Annotated in this window: 13 protein-coding genes; 4 read left to right on the top strand and 9 right to left on the bottom strand. The window is 34.7% G+C overall.

Going from position 1 to position 14,769, the window contains the following annotated elements:
• Nucleotides 1-168 precede the first annotated feature (168 nt).
• Nucleotides 169-918 (top strand): dihydrodipicolinate reductase C-terminal domain-containing protein, encoded by a 750-nt coding sequence (locus tag OD917_RS10200; protein ID WP_263523429.1) that lies wholly within the window; start codon nucleotides 169-171, stop codon nucleotides 916-918.
• 287 nt (nucleotides 919-1,205) lie between these two features.
• On the opposite strand, the gene OD917_RS10195 is transcribed toward OD917_RS10200, so the two are convergent.
• The 3 genes from OD917_RS10195 to OD917_RS10185 form a co-directional block, all read right to left on the bottom strand.
• Nucleotides 1,206-1,952 (bottom strand): succinate dehydrogenase/fumarate reductase iron-sulfur subunit, encoded by a 747-nt coding sequence (locus OD917_RS10195; protein WP_263523428.1) that lies wholly within the window; start codon nucleotides 1,950-1,952, stop codon nucleotides 1,206-1,208.
• A 266-nt stretch (nucleotides 1,953-2,218) separates the two neighbouring features.
• On the bottom strand, nucleotides 2,219-4,126 hold the full coding sequence (locus OD917_RS10190) for a fumarate reductase/succinate dehydrogenase flavoprotein subunit (protein ID WP_263523427.1): 1,908 nt from the start codon (nucleotides 4,124-4,126) through the stop codon (nucleotides 2,219-2,221).
• A gap of 146 nt (nucleotides 4,127-4,272) precedes the next feature.
• Nucleotides 4,273-4,662 (bottom strand): winged helix-turn-helix transcriptional regulator, encoded by a 390-nt coding sequence (locus OD917_RS10185; protein WP_263523426.1) that lies wholly within the window; start codon nucleotides 4,660-4,662, stop codon nucleotides 4,273-4,275.
• A gap of 108 nt (nucleotides 4,663-4,770) precedes the next feature.
• Between OD917_RS10185 and OD917_RS10180 the strand changes: the two genes are divergently transcribed.
• A complete protein-coding gene (locus OD917_RS10180) occupies nucleotides 4,771-5,382 on the top strand; it encodes an FMN-dependent NADH-azoreductase (protein WP_263523425.1) in 612 nt (203 codons plus the stop codon).
• A gap of 98 nt (nucleotides 5,383-5,480) precedes the next feature.
• Here the strand turns inward: OD917_RS10180 and OD917_RS10175 are convergent, their stop codons facing one another.
• On the bottom strand, nucleotides 5,481-6,758 hold the full coding sequence (locus OD917_RS10175) for an acetyl-CoA C-acetyltransferase (protein ID WP_263523424.1): 1,278 nt from the start codon (nucleotides 6,756-6,758) through the stop codon (nucleotides 5,481-5,483).
• Between the two features lie 242 nt (nucleotides 6,759-7,000).
• On the opposite strand from OD917_RS10175, the gene OD917_RS10170 reads away from it, so the two are divergent.
• Entirely contained in the window at nucleotides 7,001-9,451 is a 2,451-nt protein-coding gene (locus OD917_RS10170; protein ID WP_263523423.1) for a TonB-dependent receptor, read from the top strand.
• A gap of 311 nt (nucleotides 9,452-9,762) precedes the next feature.
• Here the strand turns inward: OD917_RS10170 and OD917_RS10165 are convergent, their stop codons facing one another.
• The 5 genes from OD917_RS10165 to OD917_RS10145 all read right to left on the bottom strand — a co-directional run bounded on the left by OD917_RS10165 (nucleotide 9,763) and on the right by OD917_RS10145 (nucleotide 13,370).
• Nucleotides 9,763-10,785 carry an LLM class flavin-dependent oxidoreductase gene (locus OD917_RS10165; RefSeq protein WP_263523422.1) on the bottom strand — a complete coding sequence of 341 codons (1,023 nt, stop codon included), beginning with the start codon at nucleotides 10,783-10,785 and terminating at the stop codon, nucleotides 9,763-9,765.
• Between the two features lie 68 nt (nucleotides 10,786-10,853).
• Nucleotides 10,854-11,261: a DUF1634 domain-containing protein gene (locus OD917_RS10160; RefSeq protein ID WP_111290445.1), complete on the bottom strand. Its 408-nt coding sequence runs from the start codon at nucleotides 11,259-11,261 to the stop codon at nucleotides 10,854-10,856.
• The gene (locus OD917_RS10155) at nucleotides 11,248-12,084 is read right to left on the bottom strand and encodes a sulfite exporter TauE/SafE family protein (protein ID WP_111290447.1); all 837 of its coding nucleotides are present in this window, start codon (nucleotides 12,082-12,084) and stop codon (nucleotides 11,248-11,250) included. Before OD917_RS10155 ends, OD917_RS10160 begins: the two co-directional genes overlap by 14 nt.
• Nucleotides 12,085-12,222: 138 nt before the next feature.
• Entirely contained in the window at nucleotides 12,223-12,657 is a 435-nt protein-coding gene (locus OD917_RS10150; RefSeq protein ID WP_263523421.1) for a DoxX family membrane protein, read from the bottom strand.
• Between the two features lie 152 nt (nucleotides 12,658-12,809).
• Complete coding sequence (locus tag OD917_RS10145; RefSeq protein WP_263523420.1) at nucleotides 12,810-13,370, bottom strand: GNAT family N-acetyltransferase; 561 nt, start codon at nucleotides 13,368-13,370, stop codon at nucleotides 12,810-12,812.
• 340 nt (nucleotides 13,371-13,710) lie between these two features.
• Here OD917_RS10145 and OD917_RS10140 point away from each other — a divergent pair, with 340 nt between their 5' ends.
• Nucleotides 13,711-14,724 carry a zinc-binding alcohol dehydrogenase family protein gene (locus tag OD917_RS10140; RefSeq protein WP_263523419.1) on the top strand — a complete coding sequence of 338 codons (1,014 nt, stop codon included), beginning with the start codon at nucleotides 13,711-13,713 and terminating at the stop codon, nucleotides 14,722-14,724.
• The last annotated feature ends 45 nt before the right edge of the window (nucleotides 14,725-14,769 follow it).

The following is a 14,769-nucleotide window of genomic DNA, read 5'->3' as shown; positions in this document are numbered from 1 at the left end:
GTTATAAAATTCAGTTTTATTTGCTAATTCTGTTATGATTTTTCTATTTTTATAAATGAGCGGTTTTTAAACTGTTTTAAAAATTAAAATTAGAATTGATATTGAATGCTTTACAATATCAATATTTTTCAATCGGACAAAGCTTCGTCCACAAAAAAACAAATGCTTATGAAAATAGGATTAATCGGATTCGGAAAAACTGGAAAATCAGTAGCTTCAATACTATTAGAAAATAAAAAATTCAGCCTTGAATGGGTTTTAAGACAAAGTAATGTTTTGGAACACAGATCAGTTCCCGAGTTTTTTGGAATCCAGTCAGATGAACCCGGCTTAATCTATTCAAGTTCTCATACCTCTGTAGAAGAATTGTTAGAAAAACATCCAGTAGATGCCATTATCGATTTTTCTTCTAACGAAGGAATTTACACTTATGGAGAAACAGCAGCAAAATACAAAGTGAAAATCATTTCAGCAATTTCGCATTACAAGGAAAAAGAACTAAAACTATTGAAAAAACTGGCAGATAAAACAACTGTTTTTTGGTCGCCAAATATTACATTGGGAGTGAATTATTTATTGTTTGCCGCTAAATTTTTAAAGAAAATTGCACCATGGGTTGATATTGAAGTAAATGAAGAACACTTTAAAGCAAAACAAGGAACTTCTGGAACGGCGGTAAAAATTGCAGAAGCTCTTGATGTTGATAAAGAAAATATTAATGTTGTTAGGGCAGGAGGAATTGTTGGTAAACACGAAGTAATTTTTGGCTTTCCTTTTCAAACCGTGCGTTTAATTCATGAATCGATTTCTAGGGAAGCATTTGGGAACGGAGTTATTTTTGTTGCCGAAAATTTGAAAGAGAAAGAAAAAGGTCTTTATAATTTTGAAGATATTTTGACGCCTTATTTTACGGTTTAATTCTAAGGTTCTAAGATACTAAGATGCTAAGTTTTTAGTTCCTTTTCCAAGCTAAGTAGAAGGATTTTAATTTGAAGATTTGCAAACAAATTAATATATTTTTAAAATTTTTCCGTCACGAATTCACGGATTTTTACGAAAAATTGGTGTAATTCAGCGCACCTTATTAAGCACAGATTATAAAAATAATTCGTGAATTCGTGGCGAAAAAAAAAGATTAAAATATTTGAAGAAAATTAGAATATTCAGATTAAATTAAATCTGCAAAATCTGCGAGAAACAAAATTTTATTTTCTAAGCAAAACTGCTTTGCTATATTCATAATTCATTTTGGCAATCGAAAGTACAGAAATACTTTGTGGACATTCTATTTCGCAAGCTCTAGTGTCGGAGCAATTTCCAAAACCTTCTTCATCCATTTGTTTTACCATCGAAATGGCTCTTTTAGAAGCTTCAATTTTTCCTTGTGGAAGCAAAGCCAAATGCGTTATTTTGGCACCAACAAACAAAGCAGCGCTGGCATTTTTGCAGGAAGCAACACAAGCTCCACATCCTATGCAGGCAGCCGCATCAAAAGCAGCTTCGGCGGTTTCGTACGAAATGGGGATACTATTTGCCTCAGGCGCTTGACCTGTTGAAGCCCCAATAAAACCTCCTGAGGCTATTATCGAATCAAATGCTTTTCTATCAATTTTCAAATCTCTTAAAACAGGAAAAGCCTTTGCGCGAAATGGTTCTATATATATAGTGTCGCCATCTTTAAAACTTCTCATATGAAGCTGGCAAGTTGTAGTGTTTTTTAAAGGGCCATGCGCTCGTCCGTTAATCATTACACCGCATTGACCGCAAATTCCTTCACGACAGTCATGATCAAATTCGATAACACGTTCTCCTTTCTGAATAAGCGATTCATTCAAAAGATCTAACATTTCCAGAAACGACATATGTTCTGATACTTCATCAATTTCATAATCTGTCATTTCTCCTTTTGTAGAAGAATTAAATTGCCTCCATATTTTAAGATAAAGTTTCATGGTAATTGTTAATTGTTAATGGTTGATTGTTAATTGTTAATGGTTGATTGTTGATTGTTGATTGTTGATGGTTAATTGTTGATTGTTGATGGTTGATTGTGAATGCTGATTGTGAATGCTGATTGCGAAATATTTAATGCGAATGATTAACTGTTTGCTTACTATTGAGTCTCTGTTTAACAGTTTTACTATAAATAGTAAGTCGAAAATTAGTTCAGTTTCATTTTACAACTCACAATTAATAATTAACCATTAACCATTAACAATTATTTATAGCTTCTAACAGCAAGTTCAACTGCTTCAAAAACTAAAGGTTCTTTGTGCAGTTCAGGTTTGTTATTTGATCCTTTCCATTCCCACGCAGAGACATAACAGAATTCATCGTCATTGCGAACAGCTTCACCATCAGCGGTTTGATATTCTTCTCTAAAATGAGCACCACAGGATTCTTCACGCTGTAAAGCATCATGGCACATTAATTCGGCTAATTCAATATAATCTGCAATTCTGCCTGCTTTTTCTAATTCGCTATTTAAAGTATTATCGCCAGTAATTCTGAGATCTTTTTCGAAAGAAGCTTTAAGTTCCCGAATTTCGATAATTGCTTCTTCCAGTTTTTCTCTGCTTCGCGAAAGACCGCATTTTTCATAAAGAAGACGTCCGATTTTCTTATGAAAATAATCTGCTGAAAGTGTTCCATTGGTATGTAAAAAACGATCCAATTGCCTTCTGACAGCTTTTTCTGCTTCTTCAAATGCCGGATGCGAAATATCTGGTTTAGGTAAATTTAATTCACCAGCCAAATAATTCGGAATAGTATAAGGCGCAATAAAATAGCCATCTACACAAGCCTGAAGTAACGAATTTGCTCCAAGACGGTTTGCTCCATGATCGGCAAAATTAGCTTCGCCTAAAGCAAATAAACCAGGAATTGTAGTCATAAGTTCATAATCGACCCAAAGTCCGCCCATTGTAAAATGCGCTGAAGGCGAAATTAACATGGGTTCTTTATAAGCGTTTATGCCTGTAATCTTTTCATACATAGCAAAAAGATTACTGTATTTAGCTTCGATTTTATCTTTTCCTTGAGCTTTTATAGCATCCGAGAAATCGAGATAAATAGCATTTTTCATTGGCCCAACACCATGACCGGCATCGATTCTTTCTTTTGCCGCTCTTGACGAAATATCTCTTGGCGCCAAGTTTCCAAAAGATGGATATCGGCGTTCTAAATAATAATCGCGTTCTTCTTCAGGAATAGCATTTGCATTGCGATTGTCTTCTGCTTTTTTAGGAACCCAGATTCGACCGTCATTTCGAAGGGATTCAGACATTAAAGTCAGTTTAGATTGGTTTTCACCATGTTGTGGAAGAGAAGTAGGGTGAAACTGAATCCAACTTACACCAGCCATAAAAGCGCCTTTTTTATGTGCGCGCCAAATTGCCGAACTATTGCATCCCATTGCCAAAGTAGACAAATAATATACTTTTCCGTAACCGCCAGAAGCTAGTACAACGGCATCAGCTGCGTGACGCTCTAAAATTCCAGTTTCAAGATTTCTTGCAATTATTCCTTTGGCTTTGCCGTCAATAACAACAAGTTCAAGCATTTCGTGGCGTGTGTATAAATCGACTTTTCCTAAAGCCGACTGACGTTCAAGAGCTTGATAAGCACCTAATAAAAGCTGTTGGCCAGTTTGCCCTCTAGCGTAGAAAGTTCGAGAAACTTGAACACCTCCAAAAGATCTATTATTAAGGTAACCCGCATATTCTCTAGCAAAAGGAACGCCTTGAGCAACTGCATGATCAATAAGATGTGCCGAACATTCGGCTAGACGATAAACATTGGCTTCGCGAGATCTAAAATCGCCTCCTTTAATGGTATCATAAAACATTCTGAAAGTACTGTCGCCATCATTTTTGTAGTTTTTAGCAGCGTTTACTCCGCCTTGAGCGGCAACAGAATGCGCACGTCTTGGAGAATCCTGAAAGCAAAAAGATTTTATATTATAGCCTTGTTCAGCAAGAGAAGCTGCGCAAGAAGCGCCTGCAAGACCGGTTCCGACTACTATAATATTTAGTTTTTTTCGGTTTGCTGGATTAACCAATTTGGCTTTAGACTTGTAAAGATTCCATTTATCAGCAAGAGGACCTTCGGGTATTTTTGACTCCATAATTTTAGTGGTTTAAAATAAAGTGCAACAAAATTTTAAAAAGAAACTAAATTGTAAGGAAGTCCTAATTTACTATAAATTATTGATTTACAGTTTAAGAAAGTAAGTATTTTATATTGTTTTTTATGATTTAGATTGAAATGTGATTATTCATTTCTATTTCCGATAATCTCTTTTCGGTGCAAAGTTCCCCAGTCTTTTAACGCCATAATTACATTTGTAAGCGATTTGCTGTGTTCTGTTCTTGAATATTCTACAGTTGGCGGAAAAGTATCGTAAACCGTTCTTGTAACAAGTTTATTGATTTCTAAGTCTTTTAATTCTTTAGAAAGCATTTTATCTGTGATTCCGTTAATGTCTTTTGAAATTTCTTTAAATCGTTTTGGACGATCAGAAAGTGCAATTAAAATTGGTAGTTTCCATCTGCCGCTCAAGATTTCTAATGCATCCCTTACAGGAAGTAATGCGGCCATGCATTCTTTTGGTTTACAGTCTTTTTCTACTATTTCGTTAATGATATCTGCTTTTGTTTCCATGTTTTTTGCTTTACTATCTTCGAGGATAGCGCTATCCTCAAGGATAGTACTATAAAAGAGATAGTAAATGTAAATAAGTTTGTATTGTAAAACAAATGATATACAATTATGAGCCAAAAAATTCTACAAATACTAACAAGTACTAATGGAGAAAATTCATTTAGTAACCAATTATCTAATGCTGTTATCGAAAAGCTGAAAGCAGTAAATCCAAGCAGTACAGTACAAACACTTGATCTTTCTAAAACACCTTTGCCATATTTAACAGGTTCACATATTAGTGCTGTTTATACGCCTGCTGAAACACATTCAGAAGAACAAAAATCAGCTTTAAAATATTCAGATGATGCAATCGAAAATTTATTGGAATCTGATGTTATTGTGATTGGAGTTCCTTTATATAATTTCGGAATTCCAGCTGTTTTAAAAGGCTGGATCGATCAGGTTGCTAGAGCAGGGAAGACTTTCAGTTATGCTGACGGATCGCCAAAAGGATTGGTAAATAATAAAAAAGTGTATTTATCTATTGCATCAGGCGCAATATTTTCTGAAGGTCCATACAAAAGTTATGATTTCTCTGAATCGTATTTACGAACGGTTTTCGCCTTTTTAGGAATGACCGATGTAACAACATTTCGAGTAGAAGGCACTGCAATTCCTGATTTTGCCGAAAATGCGTTGCCAAAAGCGTTGTCTTCGGTTGAGGAATTTGCTTTTTAAAAATAAAAAAATCTACTAAATCTGCGTGAGATATTTTTGCTCGCAGATTTAGCAGATTTATAAAATTAAACTGAAATGTTCTTGAAAAAATGGAAAAGTTATTTCTCAATTATCATTGTAACACCTTGTCCGCCTGCGGCACAAATAGAAACTAATCCTTTTCCTGAGCCTTTTTCGTTCAATAATTTTGCCATTACACCAATAATCCTTCCGCCAGTTGCGGCAAATGGGTGAGCGGCCGCTAAACTGCTTCCTTTTACGTTTAATTTGCTTCGATCAATTGCTCCAAGAGGTTTTTTTAAACCAATTTCAGCACTTAGTTCAGGGCTTTCCCAAATTTTTAAAGTGGATAAAGTTTGAGCAGCAAAAGCTTCATGAATTTCATAATAATCAAAATCCTGAAGATTTAATTCGGCTTTTTCCAGCATTCTTGAAGCAGCAAATAAAGGCGCTAATAATAGATTCTGCTGATTTTTAACATATTCAATTGCCGCAATTTCAGCAAAAGTAATGTAAGCTAAAATTGGAAGCCCTTGTTCTTTTGCCCATTCTTCGCTAGCCAAAAGAATGCAAGATGCTCCATCTGTTAAAGGAGTTGAGTTTCCTGCAGTCAGAGTGCCATTTACTTTATCAAAAGCTGGTTTTAATTTGGCTAATTTTTCAATTGTACTGTCTCTTCTTAGGTTATTGTCTTTTTCTAATCCGTTGAAAGGCGTAATCATATCATCAAAAAAGCCTTCATCATAAGCTTTTGCCATGTTTAAATGGCTTTTCAAAGCAAATTGATCTTGCTCTTCTCTTGAGATTTTATAATATTTTGCGGTGATTTCGGTATGCCCGCCCATAGAAAGTCCTGTCTGAGATTCCTCATTTCTAGGCACTAACGGACTAAGATCTTTTGGGCGAAGTTTTAGAAAAGTTTTAATTTTTCCGCCTAATGATTTTGCTTGTCTAGCTTCTAATAATATTTTTCGAAGTTTTTCGCTCACTGCAATTGGCATATCGCTGATAGAATCTACACCGCCAGCTATTCCAGAATCGATTTGTCCAAGTGCAATTTTGTTTGCAATATAAACAGCGCTTTCAATTCCTGTATCACAAGCTTTCTGTAAGTCGCAAGCAGGAGTTGCAGGATCGAGGCTTGTTTTCATAACACATTCACGAATCAGATTATTGTCATAAGTATGTTTGATTACTGCACCTCCGGCAACTTCACCCAATAATTTTCCTTTTAAATTGTATTTATCAATAAGACCATCAAGTGCCGCGATCATCATCTCTTTATTTCCAACATTAGAATATGCAGTGTTTGCTCTTGCAAAGGGAATTCTGTTATAACCCACAATGGCTACTTTTCTTATTGTGTTTGATTTCATAATCAGGATTTTATTTTATTAGGTTCTTTTTGAAATTTGGAAGTATAAAGATAAAAATAGAATTCGGTTTGAGACTTAATGTAGATTAATATTGTGAAGAAATAACTTAAAAATAAGATTGTCGAAATAAGTTTTTGTTCAAATTCGATATAAAAAGTTACATTTATTTAGAATGAGTAAAAATAATTTGGAAAAGTTAAGATTTGCATATACTTTTGTCGCTCAATTTAAAATCAAAACCAATGAAAATAATTTTTAATGTAAAGGTTTGTTTTTTTGTGCTTCTTTTGAGCTCATTAAATATGATCGCGCAACAACAACTTGGAAATATAAATGGAAAAGTTTTTTTGAGTGGAAATAAACCTGCAGAAAATATTGCTGTAGTCTTAAAAGGAACTAAATATTCAGATGTTACAAGTGTTTCAGGACATTATGAGATTAAAAATATAAAGCCAGGGACTTATACAATTATCTTAAAAGGTGTAGGTATTCAGGCTGTTGAAGATCAAATTGTAATAAACGCAAAACAAAATTTGACTAAGAATTTTACTCTTTCAGAAAGTCAGGAAGATCTTGAAGAAGTTGTTATTACAAAGAACAAATACAAACAAGATAAGCCTTCTTTATCATTGCGTCTTCAAACACCAGTTTTAGAAATTCCTCAAAACATACAAATCGTAAGTGCTCAAACATTAAAAGATCAGCAGATTATTAGTATGAGCGACGGAGTAATTCGTAATGTGAGTGGAGCGGTTCGTTTAGAGCATTGGGGAGATTTATATACAAATATTACAATGAGAGGTTCTCAAATTCAGGCTTTTAGAAACGGATTTAACGTGGTTTCTTCTTTCTGGGGACCTTTAACAGAAGATATGAGTTTTGTAGATCATATTGAGTTTGTAAAAGGACCAGCTGGATTTATGCTTTCAAGCGGAGATCCAAGCGGATTATATAATGTGGTTACTAAAAAACCAACAGGAAATACAAAAGGAGAGGTTAGTGTACTTGGCGGAAGCTACGATTTTTATAGAGTAAGTGTTGATCTCGATGGGAAATTAGATAAAAAAGGAAAATTATTGTACCGATTTAATGGAGCCGCACAGAACAAAGGTTCTCACCGTCCGTTTGAGCACAATGACCGTTATGTAATTGCTCCAGTACTTTCGTACCAAATTGATGATAAAACAAAAATTACAGCTGAATATAACTTTCAGTATGCTAATATGACAGAAGTTGGTTCTTACTACGTTTTCGGACCAGCATCTGGTGGATACGCTACACTTCCAGTTGGATTTACGATGACACAGCCAGGTCTTCCTGATACGAATATTCAAGATCATAGCGGATATCTTCAATTTGAACATAAATTTGATGAAAACTGGAAGCTTTCAGCTCAAACATCTTATTTTAAGTATATTCAACAAGGATATAGCTCTTGGCCAGGAGTTGTAGGTCCAGGACCAGTTGATAGAGATTTTGATGGTGTTTCTGAGGGTGATCTTGCAAGTGGCGAAATCATTAGAAATGTTGGTATTTGGGATGCAGAAAGTAATATGTATTTAGGACAAGTATTTGTAAACGGAAAATTCAATACAGGAAATGTTTCTCATAAAATTTTGGCTGGAGTAGATTTAGGAAGCAAAGATTATATGGCAGATTGGGGACAATCGCATGATTTAGACACGGTTGATAATCCGTTTAATGTAAATAATCCAAATTATGGTACGCCATCAAATGGTTTGCCTGAATTTGATCACACAACACCGCTTTCTGTAAGAGCAAAAGCAATTGGTGGTTTAATGAGTTCAGAATATGCTGCCGGATATGTACAGGATGAAATTGGTTTCCTTGAAAATAAAGTGAGATTAACACTTGCTGGAAGGTATACATGGATAAGTCAAGCAAGCTGGGGTGGAGCTCCAATTTCTGACAGTCACATTACGCCTCGTGCCGGTTTAAGTGTTTCTATTGACGAAAATACTTCTGTTTACGGATTATACGATCAGGCATTTACACCGCAATCTGGTGTAATTAAAAATGGAGATAAAGTAAAACCACTTACTGGAAATAATACAGAAATTGGTATTAAGAGAGACTGGTTTGATGGTTCTTGGAGCACAACTTTGTCTGCTTATAGCATTTTAAAGAAAAACGAATTAACATCAGATCCTGCAAATACACCTGGACAGCAATTTAGTGTTGTATTAGGAGAAAAAAGAGCACAAGGTTTTGAGTTTGATTTGAGAGGAAGAATCTTTGAAGGACTTAATCTTATTGCAAATTATGCTTTTACAGAGTCTATTGTAAACGAAGTTGATCCTGCAGTTTCTGCTGCAACTGGAATTAAAAAAGGTGATATTGTGCCAGGTTATGCTAAACATACAGCAAATGCATGGTTAAACTACACGCTTCAGCACGGTACATTAAAAGGATTTGGTGCTTCTATTGGAGGAACTTTCCTTGACGGACGCCAGACAGATACTTGGAGCGCAGGTTTAGAAAGATTACCGTCTTATTTCAAACTTGATGGAGGTTTATCTTATGAAACAGGTAAATTTAAAGTTACAGCAAACGTATTCAATATTTTAGACAAATATTTATATAGTGGTTCATTCTACAGCTATTTGAATGCTTATTACTGGCAGACTGAAGCACCTAGAAACTTTAGAGTTGGTGTTACTTACAAATTCTAAAATGGTTTGTTTTGGTTGAAAAATTACAAATCATAACAAAAAGCATCGTCTTAATTGGCGATGCTTTTTTCTTTTAAGACGCAAAGGCTCAGAGATACTTAGGTTCAAAGGTTTCATGAATTGCCTACAGTTTTAACTGGAGGTTACAAATTAGAGATTGAAAAAGGCTTTAGCCAAACTAATGAAGTTTGGCTAAAGCCTTTAATATTTGTTCTATATTTTCATCCAGCTAAAGCTGGATGCTATCCAAAAATCAGAAAAAAAATCCTTTTAATCTTTTATCCCGAAAGCTATCGGGAGCGGCAAAAAAATTATCCTTTTTTAATCAACGGAATTAGTTTTGTACCAATTAATTCTATAGCATTCATTAATTGTTTGTGAGTCAATCCAGCATTATCCATTTGAAAAGTAAATCGGTCAACTCCGCCAAGAGCTTCGCTGTGACGAAGGATTTTTTCTGCTGCTCTTTCTGGACTTCCGACAATTAAAACGCCTAAATCATCAATCAAACCGTCAAATTTGCCTTTTGTTACAGGTGGCCAGCCTCTTTCGTATCCTAATTTAGTCCATAACTCAGAATAGCCTGGATAATAATCTGCAACGGCATTCTCGGTTGTTGTGCCAACATAACCAGGTGAATGCAATCCGACTTTTAATTCATTAGGTTTATAACCAGCAGCTTTTCCAGCTTCTCTATATAAATCAATTAAAGGCTTAAAACGATGCGTTTGTCCGCCAATAACGGCAACCATTAACGGAAGTCCAAGCGAACCTGCTCTTATGAAAGATTCTGGTGTTCCGCCAACTCCAAGCCAAATTGGCATTTTTTCTTGTAAAGCCCTTGGATAAACGGGAAGATTGTTTATTGCGGGACGAAATTTTCCTTCCCAATTTACAAATTCATTGTCACGAATCTGCAAAAGTAATTCTAATTTTTCGCTGAAAAGCGCATCATAATCATTCAGATTAAACCCGAAAAGGGGATAAGCTTCAATAGAAGAACCGCGACCTACGACGATTTCAGCTCTTCCTTTCGAAATCAAATCTAAAGTCGCAAAACTTTGATATACTCGAACAGGATCTGCCGCACTCAAAACCGAAACGGCACTTGCTAAACGTATATTTTTAGTTCTTGCCGCCGCCGCACTCAAAATCACAGCTGTAGCAGAATCTAAAAACTCTTTTTTATGATGTTCTCCAATTCCGAAAACATCAAGACCAGCCTGATCTGCAAATTCAATTCTTTGCAGTAACTGTTCCATTGCATCGACACTACTCAAAGTGTTGTTATCGCCATACATTGCCGAAGCAAAACTGTCTATTCCTATTTCCATATTTTTTATTTTTTGCTTTAAGCATCAAGTTTTTTGCAAAAGCCTAAAGCTTATGGCTTACAGATAAATTAATGTGAGAAGCCGAATGAAATACTTATAATAATAATTAGAATTACAATTAAAGTAATGCCAACGTATAAGTAATCTTTCTCTAATAAAAAAGAAAACAGCGAAAGCAAAACACGTAAAACGGGCGTTAAAAACAGCAAAATAATTCCTGTAAATATTAGAGATTCTCCGTTTCCTTGAATCGCTCCGTTGTAAACAGCGGCAATTACTTCAAATATATTTCGGTCATTTTCTTTAAAAACAGAATAATCTTCAATTTGATTTCCATTATGAAGTAAATATACAATACCTCCAATAAAAGCTACAGATAACGAAATCCAAACTCCGTAGCGAAGTAAGTTACCAATAATTGTCTGAAAATCTTTTTCTCCAAATTTTTCTTCTTGTACCATATTAGATTTTTCCATTTAGTCCGTTATAAATCATGTTGATTGCCAAAACAAAAATTAGGCAGGCAAAAAAGATTCTCAATTTTTTAGGATTTGTTCGCACTAATATTTTGGCTCCAGCCATTGCCCCAAACAAAACACCAATTACAACTGGCATACAAATTCCAGGTTCGATATATCCTTTCTGAATATATATAACAGAACTCGCCATTGCTGTAACTCCCATCATAAAATTACTCGTTGTTGTTGAAACTTTAAAAGGAACGCGCATAATGTTATCCATTGCGATTACTTTAAAAGCACCAGAACCAATTCCGAGAAGTCCAGACATCATTCCAGCAACTCCCATCATACTGAAACCGCCTAGAACGTTTTTAGTTCCGTATTTTATGACTTCGCCGTCGTGAGAAGGATAAGTTCCGTCTAATTTTAGCTTTTTAGCCATCGGACTAGATTCTAATACAATGTGTTCTTCTTTTTTTCGAAGCGAATTAATAGCAGAGAAAATCAAAGTCAAACCGAATAAAACGGCTATGAAAGAAGTAGGAGCAACGGTTGAAAGTAATGCACCGCAAACAGCTCCGATCGTTGTCGCGATTTCGAGAAAAATCCCCATTCGCATATTGGTAATTCCTTCTTTAACATAAGCTGCGGCAGAGCCTGAAGAAGTGGCGATAACAGAAACCAAAGCGGCTCCAATTGCATAATGAATATCGACACCAAGAATAATAGTAAGAAGCGGAATAATGATGATGCCGCCTCCCAAACCTGATAATGAACCGATAAAACCTGCTAGAAAAGCACCCAGAATCATGATCAGTGTGAAGGTAAGTATTGTCATTTAAATTGTGTTTTTGTATTGGCTAATTTACGAATACAAATTTGTTCAAGGAAAAATTAGGGGCTTAATAAAACCTTAAAAATGAAAAAGCGCTACAGTTGAGAACTGTAACACTTTTATAGTTAGTGATTTAGTTGTTTAAATTCTATTGTCTACCGCAAAAGATGTTTTGCCAATATTTGCCAGCAATAAAGCGGCAGCACAGCTTGTCCAAACGGAATAATCAAGTGGAGCTTTTACGGAAACCGAAACTGACATTGCAAATGCGAAAAAGAACATTAAAAATGCAGTTCCTAAAGCGGCAATTCTGGTTTTGAAACCAAATAACAATAATAAACTCAGTAAAACTTCAAAGAAAGTGGCGATTCCGCCTAGGATTTCTGCAATATCTTTGTTTGCATAAGGGTTTAGAGTTTGTGTATAGACAACGAAGTTTTCCCAATTTCCCCAAGCAACTGCATTTGAACCTGGTGCTCCCCAAATTCCAAATCGATCAGCGACAGCTGAAAGCATTGTGATTCCTAAAACTATTCTTAAAATTAGACCTGCTTCTAATATTGTTATGTTTTTCATTCTATAAATTAATTTTTATTTCAGTGTAATTAGACTATTTTCTTTTTTGATAATTAAAGAAAAGTCATCTGGTTATTTTGTAATAACGACAGAATGATCGTCAAATTGTTTAAAATAAGCGATAAAATGCATAAAAATGAGAATATAAAGGTTTATTTAGGTCGTATTTGAAGATGTTCCAGTTTTTTTCCAACCAGAGTTTTTTCGCCAACTACCTCAAATCCTAATTTTAAATAAAGGTTTTTTGCTAACGGATTATCTTCTTCAACCAATAGTCCTAAAGTCTCGTTTTTTTCGTGAACATATTGATCAATTAAAAAACGAAGCAGTTTCGAACCAATTCCTTTTCCTTGATATTTCGGATTTACGCCTAAAGAATCAATATAATATTCTCCTTCATGCGTTTCAAATTCTGGATCAAATTCTGGATTATGGTGTTTTCTCACGTATTCAATTATCGGATTTCTTAATTCTTCAATATCTCCACCTTTATATATATTGATAGTGCCAATGATTTCGTTATTTTCTTCAGCAACAAAACAATTTTGATAAGAATATTGATTGTTTTCTCTTTCAATGAAGTATTGCAGAAAGTCTTTCGCGGAAGCGTAATCTTTTTTCCCTATAAATTTATAAATGATATCTTCCATTGCTAATAATAATATAGGAGCGATATATTTTGAGTCTGATTTTTCGGCTTTTCTGATATTCATTTTTAATGATTTTAAAACAAATTTAAAGTTTTATTTAAACACATAGAAACATAGTTTTTCTTTGCGATGAAAGGCGTTTCACTTATTTAAATGCACATAGTTTTATGAGCAGAACTTTGACAAAGTTTTAAACTTTTAGAAAGCTGATTCATCTTTGAATATATATGTGTTAGAAACTAGTTTCTTTCTTTATTCTTTTTTAAAACAAAAAAATCTATGTTTCTATGTGTTTAAAAAAAATCTGCTTAATATGTACCAATATACACTCAATATATACCAATTACAAGATTTCAACTCGGCTTATATTTGTACTATATTTTAATTTAAACATTAAAAAAAGATGAAAGCAATAGGATTTAAAACCTCATTACCTATAGAAAACCCAGAAAGCTTTATCGAATTTGAAGCAGTAAAACCAATTCCGGGGCCACACGATTTATTAGTTAAAATTGATGCGATTTCAGTAAATCCAGTCGATTTTAAAATTCGCCAGAACAGTGCAAAAGATACTGTTTTAGAAACGCCAAAAATCATTGGTTGGGACGCTGTAGGAATCGTTCAGGCTGTTGGGCAAGATGTAACTTTGTTTGAAGTAGGCGATCCAGTTTATTATGCAGGAGATATTACCAAACAAGGAAGCAATGCCGAATATCAAATTATTGACGAAAGAATTGTTGGCAGAAAACCAAAATCATTGAGTATTGAAGAAGCCGCTGTAATTCCGTTAACAGCTTTGACCGCGTGGGAAATTTTGTTTGATAGAATCAGAATAAGTGCTGAGAAAGACAAAGGAAAATCAATTTTGATTATTGGTGGAGCAGGAGGAGTTGGTTCGATAGCGATTCAATTGGCTAAGAAAATCGCAGGTTTGACCGTTATTGCAACAGCGTCTCGCCCTGAAACAATTGATTGGTGTAAAAAACAAGGAGCAGATTTTGTGGTAGATCATAAAGGTCTGATTTCTGCTGTTCGTGAAGCAGGTTTTGAGAATATTGATTTTATTTTGGATTTCGTTGACACGAATGCTTATTGGGACACAATGGTCGAGTTGATTAAACCGCAAGGACATATTGCATCGATTACTGGAAGCAGCGATCCTGTTGCATTAACCAAATTAAAAAGTAAAAGCGTTTCTTTCTCTTGGGAATTGATGTACACGCGTTCTATGTATCAAACAGAAGACATGGTAGAACAGCACAATATTCTAAATATTGTAGCCGATTTGTTAGATGATGGTATTTTGAAAACTACTTTAAACACCACTTTAAACGGACTTACAGCTGAAAATTTGAAAAAAGCGCACGAACTTTTGGAGTCTGGAAGAACAATTGGAAAGATTGCTGTGAAGTTTTAAGCCTTTAAATCTGGTCTGTGATAGCTTAAAATAATTATTTAGAAT

The organism is Flavobacterium sp. SH_e (assembly GCF_025717045.1).
Classification (GTDB): Bacteria; Bacteroidota; Bacteroidia; order Flavobacteriales; family Flavobacteriaceae; genus Flavobacterium.
This window is presented reverse-complemented; position numbering and strand designations above follow the sequence as displayed.

What these genes read in the sequence shown, in the direction of transcription:
- OD917_RS10200 (WP_263523429.1), top strand. Translation starts at nt 169, where the DNA reads ATGAAAATAGGATTAATCGGATTCGGAAAAACTGGAAAATCAGTAGCT.
- OD917_RS10195 (WP_263523428.1), bottom strand. Translation starts at nt 1,952, where the DNA reads ATGAAACTTTATCTTAAAATATGGAGGCAATTTAATTCTTCTACAAAA.
- OD917_RS10190 (WP_263523427.1), bottom strand. Translation starts at nt 4,126, where the DNA reads ATGGAGTCAAAAATACCCGAAGGTCCTCTTGCTGATAAATGGAATCTT.
- OD917_RS10185 (WP_263523426.1), bottom strand. Translation starts at nt 4,662, where the DNA reads ATGGAAACAAAAGCAGATATCATTAACGAAATAGTAGAAAAAGACTGT.
- OD917_RS10180 (WP_263523425.1), top strand. Translation starts at nt 4,771, where the DNA reads ATGAGCCAAAAAATTCTACAAATACTAACAAGTACTAATGGAGAAAAT.
- OD917_RS10175 (WP_263523424.1), bottom strand. Translation starts at nt 6,758, where the DNA reads ATGAAATCAAACACAATAAGAAAAGTAGCCATTGTGGGTTATAACAGA.
- OD917_RS10170 (WP_263523423.1), top strand. Translation starts at nt 7,001, where the DNA reads ATGAAAATAATTTTTAATGTAAAGGTTTGTTTTTTTGTGCTTCTTTTG.
- OD917_RS10165 (WP_263523422.1), bottom strand. Translation starts at nt 10,785, where the DNA reads ATGGAAATAGGAATAGACAGTTTTGCTTCGGCAATGTATGGCGATAAC.
- OD917_RS10160 (WP_111290445.1), bottom strand. Translation starts at nt 11,261, where the DNA reads ATGGAAAAATCTAATATGGTACAAGAAGAAAAATTTGGAGAAAAAGAT.
- OD917_RS10155 (WP_111290447.1), bottom strand. Translation starts at nt 12,084, where the DNA reads ATGACAATACTTACCTTCACACTGATCATGATTCTGGGTGCTTTTCTA.
- OD917_RS10150 (WP_263523421.1), bottom strand. Translation starts at nt 12,657, where the DNA reads ATGAAAAACATAACAATATTAGAAGCAGGTCTAATTTTAAGAATAGTT.
- OD917_RS10145 (WP_263523420.1), bottom strand. Translation starts at nt 13,370, where the DNA reads ATGAATATCAGAAAAGCCGAAAAATCAGACTCAAAATATATCGCTCCT.
- OD917_RS10140 (WP_263523419.1), top strand. Translation starts at nt 13,711, where the DNA reads ATGAAAGCAATAGGATTTAAAACCTCATTACCTATAGAAAACCCAGAA.